Source organism: uncultured Microscilla sp. (genome assembly GCF_947493425.1).
Classification (GTDB): Bacteria; Bacteroidota; Bacteroidia; order Cytophagales; family Microscillaceae; genus Microscilla.
This window is the reverse complement of the sequence record NZ_CANLRP010000038.1, coordinates 20,970-33,214: the sequence shown is the minus strand read 5'-3', so window position 1 is coordinate 33,214 and position 12,245 is coordinate 20,970. Positions and strand designations below refer to the sequence as shown.

Annotated in this window: 7 protein-coding genes; 4 read left to right on the top strand and 3 right to left on the bottom strand. The window is 40.2% G+C overall.

What is annotated here, in order from left to right:
• The first annotated feature begins 266 nt into the window (after window positions 1-266).
• Window positions 267-461, top strand: coding sequence for a cold-shock protein (locus Q0954_RS12355; protein WP_299457229.1), 195 nt, complete (start codon window positions 267-269; stop codon window positions 459-461).
• 51 nt (window positions 462-512) lie between these two features.
• Here the strand turns inward: Q0954_RS12355 and Q0954_RS12350 are convergent, their stop codons facing one another.
• Window positions 513-1,472, bottom strand: a complete 960-nt coding sequence (locus Q0954_RS12350) for a fatty acid desaturase family protein (RefSeq protein WP_299457227.1) — start codon at window positions 1,470-1,472, stop codon at window positions 513-515.
• Window positions 1,473-1,617: 145 nt separating this feature from the next.
• The gene (locus tag Q0954_RS12345; protein ID WP_299457225.1) at window positions 1,618-2,805 is read right to left on the bottom strand and encodes an amidohydrolase family protein; all 1,188 of its coding nucleotides are present in this window, start codon (window positions 2,803-2,805) and stop codon (window positions 1,618-1,620) included.
• Between the two features lie 340 nt (window positions 2,806-3,145).
• Here Q0954_RS12345 and Q0954_RS12340 point away from each other — a divergent pair, with 340 nt between their 5' ends.
• From Q0954_RS12340 to Q0954_RS12330, 3 genes are all read left to right on the top strand, one after another.
• The gene (locus Q0954_RS12340; protein ID WP_299457223.1) at window positions 3,146-6,094 is read left to right on the top strand and encodes an alkaline phosphatase PhoX; all 2,949 of its coding nucleotides are present in this window, start codon (window positions 3,146-3,148) and stop codon (window positions 6,092-6,094) included.
• A gap of 113 nt (window positions 6,095-6,207) precedes the next feature.
• Window positions 6,208-7,116 (top strand): leucine-rich repeat domain-containing protein, encoded by a 909-nt coding sequence (locus Q0954_RS12335; protein ID WP_299457221.1) that lies wholly within the window; start codon window positions 6,208-6,210, stop codon window positions 7,114-7,116.
• Window positions 7,117-7,247: 131 nt separating this feature from the next.
• Window positions 7,248-7,649 carry a hypothetical protein gene (locus Q0954_RS12330; RefSeq protein ID WP_299457219.1) on the top strand — a complete coding sequence of 134 codons (402 nt, stop codon included), beginning with the start codon at window positions 7,248-7,250 and terminating at the stop codon, window positions 7,647-7,649.
• 441 nt (window positions 7,650-8,090) lie between these two features.
• Here the strand turns inward: Q0954_RS12330 and Q0954_RS12325 are convergent, their stop codons facing one another.
• Entirely contained in the window at window positions 8,091-12,164 is a 4,074-nt protein-coding gene (locus tag Q0954_RS12325) for a CHAT domain-containing protein (RefSeq protein WP_299457217.1), read from the bottom strand.
• Between the last annotated feature and the right edge of the window lie 81 nt (window positions 12,165-12,245).

The following is a 12,245-nucleotide window of genomic DNA, read 5'->3' as shown; positions in this document are numbered from 1 at the left end:
GACTTTTTGTTGTTTATAACGGGCTTATTCTTTATAAAAAAACCCCTTTACTGAGGCTAAATAGAGAAATAAAACGTGCTTAGTAGCTCTGCTTCAAGCTTTTATAGACACTCGGAATTAAAATCAAATAAATACTGACAATTTCAGAAATAAAATACCCATTCATACAATTAAAAGTGTAACTTTGGATGAAAGTTTAGGGGAATATAGGCCTTTAAAACTAGGTTTGTAAGCCCCTTTTGTATTTTATAATAATTAGTAAAAAAATGAATAAAGGAGTTGTAAAATTTTTTAAAGAAGACAAAGGTTATGGTTTTATAACTAACTCAGACACTGGTGAGGATATCTTCTTCCACGTTTCTGATACGCAGGATCAATTATTTGAGAATGACAACGTAACATACGAAGAAACCCGCGGAAAAAAAGGAATGCAAGCTATCGATGTAAAGCTTGATAGATAATTCCTGTCATGATCTTTGAAAAGAACAGGTGCCGCAAGGTAACCTGTTTTTTTATGCTTTTTTACTCACAGCCATTTTTATAATTTGCCAATAGTTTTGCGCCAGCACTCCTTGTTCATAAAAGCCTCTTGCCTTGATGATTTGGTGCATTTTGGGTAAATTGTAAGGAGGCACTGTCATAAGCAAGTGATGCTCTGCATGATAATTTACATTATTAGGGGCAAAAAGGAGTTTTTCCCACCAGTTGGCATAGGTAGTGCGGGTGTTGCGGTGGGCATCTTCCAGGTCGGGCACCATACTATGTTCAGCAATAGAACGCACCCGTAATGAAAAATTAAAAGTAGTAAACAAGGCCGCTACCCATACTAAAAACACCCAGCCTGCGCCGCATAACCACAGTACACACCATATCATTGCATTTGCCAAAAGGGGTTGCCAATAATAGTTTACGCCTGTTTTTATCACGTTCCATTTACTCCTGTTGCTTTGGCTTATCTTATGAACAGTGCGGCTGGCAGTATATTCTATATAACCAAAATTAATTAAAGCTACCCCCAGCTGAGTCTTTACTCCAGTAATACCTGCCAGATCACGGGCTACTTTACGAAGAAAGCTCATCACGGTAGTAGGGTAACCATAAGTAAGCGACAAGTCAGGATCTTTGGTAGTGCCAACATTTACGTGGTGTTTAATATGGTAGGGACGATAACGCACACAATCATTGATAACTGGATAGCCTCCCAGCCAATTGCCCACAAAAGCATTTAAACGGGCTGATTTGAACACAGCACGGTGCGACATGTCGTGCATAAGAATGGCACAGGCCAATTGCCTGCCTCCTAATAAAACCAAAGCAAGTAATATGGTAAACACATTGGGAAACAAAGCCAACAGGGTAAATATAGCGGCTATACTTCCCCATATTTTCAATACCATCCACCAACCTTTCCAGTCATTTTTTTGGGTCAATACTTTTATTTCTTCCGGGCTTAAATAATCGTTTGCGTTCATTTTCTGAATCAATCAATAACACTTATGGCTTTATAGCATTTCTACTATAGTAAACACTTTTGAAGAACAAAAATACTTTTTTTTATCTATTATACCATACATTCACTCTAATTCACGAAAATTTAATTGTAATACACAATTTTCATTAGTCTTTAGGGAAAAGAGATTTATCTATGTTCGGAATCACCTTTAAGGCATTTTTATAATAAAGTTTTTTTAAGACCTGATCAGATAAGTTGAGCCCATACATTTTCCAGTGAGCGTGGCGCTTACGGTAGTAGTCAAAGTATTCGTCTTCGGTTTCTAATACCCTAAAATACACGGCGTACTCTTTGGGCTTCCAGGTATCTTTGCCAAACATTACCCGGTCTTGGTATTTGGTGAGCCACTTGCGGGCAAAGCGAGGTTGCCTACCCAGTTCGGCAAGCACTGCCCCTATTTCGGTATATACATTGGGGCACTCGTCGAGCAGCTTGCCTAAGCGATTCAAGTCGTTGCCCATCCAGCCCAGGTGAGCATTGATAAACTTGGTATTTTTATGTTTTTTGAAAATGTAATGCTGCTCTTGTATAACCACTTCCCATGAAGGAAATTTTTTTGGATTGCGGTAACGCCCTGGTTTTTGTTTCAACTCCAGCCAACGCTCGTTGCGACTGTCGCGTGGCAACCAAAACTGAAAGGGCTCTCCGGTATGAATGAGCACCGGAATCCCCAACTCTCCACACTTTGCCCACACAGCATCCAAACGAGGATCATTTACCGCAATGCGTTTGCCTTGGCTATCTTTGGCGGTAAGCCCCAGGTTTTTGTAAATTTTGAGTCCATTCACTCCATACTTTTTTACATCGCGCTCAAGTTGGGCTACTGTAGTGTTGGTCCAGTCGGGGTCGTCTATTCCTTTAAAACTAATATTAGTAAATACAATGAACCTGTTCTTGTGCTTTGAGGTCTTGACATTGTTCATCACTTTTGCCAAAAAACTGTCTCCATTTCGGTTCCAACCACGTCCACTTAGGTTTACCATTACTTTCATATTCAACGCTGTCATTTTTGCTGCTAAATCACTCAAATCCTGGTTACCCATGCGCCACTGATGATTGTGCACATCAATAAAGGGGTACTTGGCTTGGGTAGGGGTATGTTCGGGCACTATCAAGGTAGACGCTGGGTTATACTCTTGAAACCCCATTTGGGTAGGCGAACCTTTAGGGCGTTTTTTAGCATACCTTTTTTTAAACTTTTGATTGTTGTTGGTGTCAGGGTCATACTTATTTTGCCCATTACACTGGGCAAACAAAAAAGTAGTCAAAATCAATATGATCAGGTTTTTCATTGGATACATGATAGTAAATGAAGTTACATAATTGTCTGACAACCTTAACAAAAATATAAGTGAAAGTAGGGTTTTCGAGGAATTTTAACAGAAAATTAATAGCGTTTTTGACTAATTACCCAACCATACAGACTCCTCTGTTTCATACAGCAATTCTCATTTTATTTGCCCAAGAGCGAAGCTTCTCTCATCAAAAAATTGTAAACATGCTACTCCACTTTACCCATTTTTATAATAAAAAGTTAATGTTTAATGGTTTGAATCCCTTCGAGGTCTGGTCATATTTGCGCTCCGAAAAAACGGACACTTTTTTACTTATATATAAACTTTACTATACTCAATGAAACATCACTACTTAACCACCAAGTGGTATACATTTTTTTGTATATGCCTGATGATTGGGATAAGCCACCTCTCAATTGCTCAAACACAAATTTCAGTAAGGGTGTCATCGTCAAATGATGATGCTGAAGAACGAGGCGGTGACGCTGGAAGCAGCCCAGGGCGTATGTACCTCAATAGTTCTGACCTTGAATTAGTACGCGACGGAAGCACCAGAGGCAACCAATGGGTAGGCATGCTATTTCGTAACCTAAACATTCCACGAAGAGCAGTTATCACATCGGCTTATGTGCAGTTTACCGCCGATGAAACCAATAGTGGAACAACCAACCTTGTGATTAGAGGAGAAGATACGAATAGTGCAGGTACTTTTTCGTCAAGCAACAAAAATATTTCTTCACGTAGCCTTACTTCTGCCAGAGTAAACTGGAACAATGTACCTGCCTGGAACAGTGTCGGAGAAGCTGGCTCCAGACAACGTACTCCTAACCTTAAAGGTATTGTGCAAGAAATTGTAAACCGCAATGGTTGGGCATCGGGCAACAATATCGCTATTATCATTAATGGTAGTGGAGAACGCACTGCTGAGGCTTACAATGGTAGTAGCAGTAAAGCCCCCTTGTTGGTGGTAAACTATACCAATGGTGGCGGAAGTGGTTGCAACTATTGCACGTCTACCAGTAATCGCTCTACTTATGAGCACATTGCCAAGGTAGAACTAGGGGGTTTTTCTAATACATCGGGCGCGAACAATTACACCAACTTTACTAATCGAACCATTAATTTAAGCGCTGGACGAAGCTACAACATCCGCCTTACTCCTGGGTTTTCAGGCTCTAGTTACCAAGAATACTTCAAAGTATGGATAGATTACAATGGAGACTGTGACTTTAACGATGCAGGTGAGCTAGTATATGACGCAGGGTCTACGGCTAGTTCTACAGTAAGTGGTACCGTTAGGGTGCCTGCCAACATCACACGTCGTACCCGTATGCGTGTGTCTATGAAGTATAACGGACCTGCTACCGCTTGTGAAAACTTTCAAGATGGAGAAGTAGAAGATTATACTGTAAACATTGGCTCTGGTGGTGGAACGCCTCCAGTTGCTGCATTTGTAGCAAATCGTACCAACATTACAGTAGGTCAAAGTGTAAACTTTAGCAATCGGTCAACAAATAACCCTAGCAGCTACAGTTGGGTATTTAGTGGTGGTTCACCCTCTGGCAGTACTGCTACTAACCCGGTGGTTACTTACAATCGTGCTGGAAGGTTTACAGTAAGGCTGACGGCACGCAATGCTTATGGCAGTGATGTAGAAACTAAAACATCTTATATTACAGTGAGCCCATCTAATGGCGGATGTAACAAGATTAGTTGCTTTACCTCTATCAGTCCTACCAGTCAAACCTCTCGTTTGATCATTCCTTCTTCACATCGTTTTCAAATGTTGATGAAGCAGGGCGATAGTTATACTACTGGTGGGGGCAATGTACCAGGCAACCATGACTTTACCGGGTATGTGCCCATTAACAACAGTAGCACCAACGGTTACCTTTCTGTAAACCACGAGAATACTCCTGGTGGTGTATCTATGATGCGCCTAAGCTATAGCAACACGTCTAAATTATGGAATGTAAACAGTAACCAGGCAGTTGATTTTTACAACAACGCCTTGGTAACTACTACCCGCAATTGTTCGGGTGGCATTACGCCTTGGGGTACCGTAATTACTTGCGAAGAAACTTACAACAGTGGCGACAACAACAACGATGGTTATGAAGATGTAGGCTGGTGTGTAGAGATTGACCCTGTCACCAAACGTGTAAAGTCTTATGGCAATGGTAAGCAGGAAAAACTATGGGCATTAGGGCGTATGCGTCACGAAAATGTAGTGGTGGCAAGCGACCGCAGAACGGTATATTATGGCGAAGACGGAGGCACTAGCTGTGTGTATAAGTTTGTAGCAAACAGCGCCCAAAACCTGTCCAGCGGAAGGTTGTATGTGTTAAAACTAGATGGTGGCTTAAGTGGTGGAAACCCTACCAGGTCTACCGGACGTTGGGTACAAGTGCCTAACAGCACTAAAAGTGACCGTAATAACACGTCTTCTATTGCCTCTTCACTGGGTGGTAATAATTTTAGTGGAGTAGAGGATGTAGAAATTCACCCAATTAACGGGAAAATTTATTATACCTCTAAGGGAAATGGCAGAGTGTATAGATTCAACGATAACGGTTCCACAATATCAGGATTTGAAGTGTTTGTAGGTGGGCGTAGCTACCCTATTGCTACCAACAGTGGCACAGTAAACGAGTCTTGGGGTAGTGGCAACGATAACCTGGCTTTTGACAATGACGGTAACTTATGGGTATTGCAAGATGGTGGCAGAGACTATATCTGGATGGTAGAAAACGGACATACCCAAAGCAACCCCAGGGTAAAATTGTTTGGGTCTTCGCCCAATGGCTCAGAACCTACCGGAATCACTTTCTCGCCTGATGGACGTTTTATGTTTTTGTCTATTCAACACCCCAGCTTTTGGAATAGTAGCCAAACCGATGCTGCCGGAAACAGTGTACGTTTTAACCAATCGGCTACTATAGTGATTGCGCTTAACAAAGACTTGGGTACTTTAAACAATCGCACAACAGGAACAACCATTGCCCAGGAAGCTACTGGTGTACAAGCCATGAAGGTTTTTCCAAATCCTCCAATGCAAGGCAAAGTCAATGTGGCTTTTGCTACCGAATACGAGGGCAAAGTAGTAATTGATTTGCTTACAACTCAGGGGCAAAAAGTAACCACTTTGTTCAATAAACACCTGCAGGCAGGCAAACATCAATTGGCTTTTGACCTAAACCGACACGTTTCTCAACAACAAAACCTTTTGATTGTAGTAACTGCCAATGGCAAACGACAAACAAGTGTTATCAACTATCAAAAATAAGCAATTGTGTGAATACCTTAAAATAAGCAATCTACACTACACATCTTTTTGATGATTGAACCATTACAGGGGCACAAATAAACAGTGCTCCTGTTTTTAAATTTCTAACAACAATGAAAAAAAACATTCTTTATATATTCGTTTTTTGCTTTTTGCAAACAGGACTGGCTTTGGCACAAGTGCCTACTCCTAAACATGGGCTGATACACACCTCAGTACAACAAGCCATTCAGGGGCAGGGTACATTGCTCAATTTGCGTAACCAAGCACTACAGGAAGTACCACAAGGGTTGGACAAGCTGCCTCAGCTTAAGTTTTTAAATTTGATGAAAAATAAGCTTACCCAGTGGCATCCTTCTATATTTACCCTAGCCGAACTAGAGGTGCTCAATATTCGCCAAAATAAATTGACTGATATACCTGAAGGTGTTGGAAAATTGACTCAATTGAAACGCTTGAACCTTGCCAAGAATAAAATCAAGACTTTGCCTACAAGCATTGGTCAGCTTAAAAAGTTGCGCTTATTACACATGATGATCAATCATTTAGAGCAACTGCCTGAAAGTATGGGCACTATGCAAAACCTACAGGTACTAGAGCTAGACTATAACCAACTTAAGAGCTTGCCAGCGGCTTTGGGAAAGCTACAAAAACTCCGATTGATCAGCGTGGGCTACAATCACATTACTGCTTTGCCTACTCAGCTGTATCAACTGACCCAACTGCACAAACTTAACCTGGAACACAACCAAATCAAGGAGCTGAAGAAGGATATAGGGCAAATGAAAAGTTTGAACGCCTTGATATTATCGAACAACCACCTTACACAATTGCCCGAAAGTATTACTCAGCTAAGTAAACTGGAGTTATTAGTCTTAAGCAATAATAAAATTGCCACTATGCCTACTCACCTAAAAAAAATGAAGGGACTCAGAACTTTGATTTTGGTAGGCAATCCACTCTCAAAAGACGAAAAAGACCGTATACTCAATGCATTGCCTCAGTGTGACGTGAGATTTTAATTAAAGCTTCCTTATTTCTTAATAGTAATAATCCCTAAAAGTTTAATTTTCCGCCTGGAAAGTTAAACTTTTTCTTTTCGATGTACGTTTTTTGCTGAATAGATCAGGTTTGAACCCAGGATGCAGCACTCATGAAAATAATATACAAAAGTAAGTATCAGGAAATTTCGTTTCATAAAAAAAACTCAACATTACATTTCAGGTGGAATGCTTCTACCTTGAAAATGGAAGATATTGAGTACCAAAAAGAAACCGAACAAGCGCTCCAGTACTTACAAAAGTATCGTCCTGAGAAAACATTGATCAACCTTAAAAAATTTGCCTATACTATAGACCCTGACATGCAAGGTTGGGTCAAAGAACACTTCTTAAACAAAATAGTACAACAGCAACTGACCAATATCAGTGCATTGGTAATATCAGATGATTTTTTTGCCCAAAAATCAGTAGAGCAATCGCTTGAAAATAGTATTCAGGGAAACCACTCTCGTTACTTTAGTTCTACCGAAGAAGCCATTGACTGGCTTGACTAAAAATAACACCCAAAACATTGAAAAGTCTACGCTCTGATACAGAATGTAGGGATAGGTTTCAGCAAAAGTCCCGTGTATTGAACACGGGCATTTTTTTTCGATACTCTGCCCTTTCTCCTCTCCTTTCATAAAACGTCATTACAAATCTTACCCATCATTCCAGGCTTGGCTGAATACTAATACCCTGAGGGCTACGATATAACAAAACTGCAACGATATATCGTAATAAAAAAGCTTTTATTGTAAGTCTTGTTTTTTCACAAGTCAAAACAATCAAAAAACATCTGACTGATAATCAGTGACTTACAAAAAAATTTCCCTACTTTTATTTTTGGTCTTGAGTTTGAATATATAGTAACCAAAGATATTTAATAAGCTTTGTGGTTAGGAAAAAAAAACGAGATGGTGTTGCCATCTCGTTTTTTGCTTTAGTACTTTTATTTACTCACCTAACAACACAAAAGCTCCCCAATAATAAGGGTGCGGAAATGCTTGTTTTATTTCTCGCTGGGCTGCCCTAAAAGCCTTTTTTAGGTTTTTAAACTTTGTCAGGTTACGATAAAAATATATCATCAGCTTTTGAGTAGCAGTATCGTCTACTTTCCATAAACTCATAATAATATTTTGGGCACCCGCAGTTTTTAATGCACGCTGCAACCCATACACCCCCTCACCTATTCTTACATCTCCCAACCCGGTTTCACAAGCAGATAACACCACTAGTTTTGTTTTTTCGAGCCGCATATTTGCCACCTCATAAGCCGTGAGTATGCCATCTTCTTGCCCATTTAATAGCGTTTTTTTGTTTGACACCCCAGTCAATACTATGCCTGAACGCAGCATGGGGGCGTGGTAGTCTACATCATTGTCAATAAGCGAGAAGGTGTTCTTTTTTTGGGCACGCCTGGCAATAAAAAAACCGTGCGTGGCTATATGTAATATGGTAGGGTTTTCTACTTCTTTTATGTGCTTTTCTAATGCCTCTTTCCCCATTAGTTTTTGGGTTTGCCATTGATTTTGCTGCATAATGTTGGCTATTTGGTTTACTTCTTTTTCGGTGCCAGGCAAATCTTTAAACACCACACTGGCCAACTGGCGCTGGCTACGGTCAGAGTCTAAGCCACGTTTATCAGTTTGGACAGTGTCAGCCTTACTACGGTTGCCTATAGGTAGTTTGTATACAGGTCTGCCTACCAATACTGCCAGGGTATTGGCTCCCAACACTTCTTGTTTTCTTAAACTCAATACATCTTTGCTGGTGTTTATGAGCTGAATTTTATAACGATCGATCAGGTATTGCTTATTTGCCGGGTTTTGCAACGTATTCAAGTTTACCTGGTTATAAAATCCAGTAGGAGAAAAATATATTTTTGCTACTTCTTTGCCTTGTGGCAAACTGTCTATTACTTGTTGAATGGGTTGCCAAAACTTACTATAACTATACCTGTCTGTTCCCTTGTATTTAATTCTACCCCGGTAATACCTAAGGTAACGACGCTCTAGTTGATAACCGTTTTTTAGGCGTAAAAATTTGGGAGGGGTTGCCTTGCCTCCCTTAATTACCCATACCCCATACGATATATTTGCACTTTGTGCCCAGTCTGATGTTCTGACCATTTCTATGACTACTTCGTTGGGTTGCAAGGCTTTTTGTATCTTTTGCCAACCATGCTTGGGTATAAATGCCTGACGAGCAAACAGTTGGTATTTTTTTGCCAGTTGTTTTTCTATGCGGTCATTTTTCTCTTCCAGTGCCATCAAGTCTATCCCTCGTTTTTTGAGCACTAATTTGGGCAATTGATAAAGCTTCGCCAAGTATTCTTTTTGTGCAATCCACTGGTCGTATAACTTAAGGTCTTCAGCGTTTTTACGCTGTAAAATAGTGGTGCGCATTTTTTTAGAAAAGTTCAACGCAAGCAATTTGGTTTTTAGGTGAAACTCAAACAACTTATCTAATAAAACAGGAAACTGCTCTCCTTGCTTTACCGCAAAGTCTTTGAAAGCTTCTACATGCGCTACCGAAGAGTATTGAAAAGCGAGTTTGTCTTTTTCGCTCATTGCCGGGTAGTTGTGCGCCATGTAGTCTAAAAATAAATTGGCAAACCTTATAAATTGTTTTTTGGCACGCGCCAACTCTCCTATTTCAGCATAAAACACTGCATTTTGCCCCTGAGCATGCACATACGTTTGGTTATTTTTTCCTAGCGATTGCTCAATCACGCGCATACTCTTTTGGAGCAATGCTTCAGCTTTTTTATATTTCCCAAGGGCTTGGTAATCAAAAGCACGATTGCGTAAAATATGGGCAAATATGGTAGGATCATTTTTTAGCGCCTTTTCAGCCAATGGTATAATATTGCGAAAGCGCTTTTCTACCAGTTGTCGTTTGCCTTGCATTTTGTACGCAAAATGTAAATTGAGCAAGGCAGTAAAATAGTTGGGATGGGTTTTGCCAAACTTTTTTTCATACATTAACATGGCTGAATAAAAATAATCTCCAGCTTTTTCATAGTTTCTTGTGGTCAGGTAAAAAGTACCTATTTGCGATAAAAATGAGGCATACAATGTATGTTCGTTACCTACCGATTTCAAAATGGCTTTTTCAGCTTTTTGCAAGGTCACTACAGCCCTTTTGTACTTGCCCAAGGTAGTATACAATGTTGCCAGGTTTAATAAAGAGGTAGCATAAAAATTATGGGCTTTACCCACAGTTTTTTTATAAATAAGTAAGGCTTCGTCAAAAGCGGTTTCTGCCTCCCCATAATTACCCGTGTTGAGGTGTACCAGCCCCAGATTACCCAAAGAATTAGCATAATAAGGGTGTATTTTGCCATAGTGTCTGTACTTGATTTCTAAAGCCTGTTGAAAACGAGGTACTGCCTTAGAGTAAATACCCATGTTGAAATACAACAGTCCCAGATTGTTGAGCACAGTGGCGTACTCATAATGCTGAGCCCCCAGCGCTTTTGCCTGGTGTTTAAGTGATTTCAAAAACAACTGTTCTGCCTTTTCATACAGTCCTTGCTCCATGTACAACAGCCCTTGGTTGTTGAGCACTACGCCATATTCTTCTCCTGGTTTATTTTTATAAAACTTTTGCGCAGAATCCAGGTGCTGTTTGGCAGCTGTATAGTTTCCCACGTCTTTGTACAACAAGCCCAGGCTATTGTATATATTGCCATACTCTATGCTTTGGGTACCCAACACCTCAGCAGCCACCTTTTGGGCTTCTAAAAAGTTTTTTTCTGCCAATTCATATTTTGCCAGTGAGCGATAAAGTTCGCCCAGAGTAGTAAGCAATGTGTAGTAGTTTCGTTTCTTCTTGCCGTAATTGTTTATGTGTAAATTGATCCCTTCTGTCAGTAATTGTTCAGCTTTTGCATACGAGGCATAGGTGGTTTCTATTACGGCAAGGTTGGTCATAGCCCTTATCAAATCAGGGGTTTTTAGTTGATGAGCTTTGGCAACACTGATGGCTTTTTGGTACCACTTTTGGGCGAAGGTTACCTGACCTTGCTCTTGGTAATAACTCCCCAAATGATAGGCATAGGTCACATAATTGGTGAAGTTTTTTTGTTGCTCAAACAAGGGCAACAACTCTTGGTATAAAGGTAAAAGGGCTTGATGTTTATTTTGTTGTTCATAAGCTTGTACCAAACCCGATAAGGTAACAGCATAGTTGGCTGATTGGGTATCTTTGAGTTGGTCTTTAAAAATACGCAATGATTTTTGGGCAACCCTGGCTGATTTTTGCGGCTTTTTCAGCAACAGATACACTGTAGACAAATTGCTCAACACTGCTGCCTGATTGTCATAAACACCATTTTTACTAAATATACTTGCCGACCTCTCATACAACTCTGCCGACTTTGGATACTGCTTTTGTATCTTGTATACCTCGGCTATTTTACTCAATTGAAAAGCGTACTCATTGGTTATTTTACCTTTTTGGGTTTCGTACAAAGCCAATTGATCAAGCAAAACAGGAAGCAAAGCGGTATAGTTTTGCTGCTGTTCATAAATGGCTACTATACGATCGGTAGTCAGGTTACAGTATTGATGGGTTTTGCCTAGTTGAGCTTTGTATACACTCAACACCTTTTGGTAAAGAGGCAAGGCTTTGGTGTAGTTTTTTTGTTCGTAATATACATTTGCCTGCGAGTTGAGCCCCACGGCATAATAGAGGTGGTTTTCGCCCAGTTGCTCTTTATAAATATTACTGGCTTGAGTAAATAGTTGGATGGCTTGATCATACGCTTTGTTTGCCAGGTATAATTGTCCCACATCATGGGCATAATTGGCATAGGTTGCCGATGCTGCCCCAAATTCTTTGGCGGCCAGTGCCAACATTTTTTTACCCCACACCAAAGCGGTTTTATAATCTTGTTGTTTTACAAACTCGTTTTTTTTAGCAGCAAGTTGTCCCAATGCCGCTGATTGAGCTATGGCAAACGAAGCAAACATGCCTTGTATGCATACGATTAAAAGAAAAGTTTTCAAATGAATAAACTTCATAAGTCAGGCGTTTGATTAAACTTCAAAACTACATAAAAATAGGGGGAAGGGAAACAAGACAAACATTTCTTAAAGCCCCTC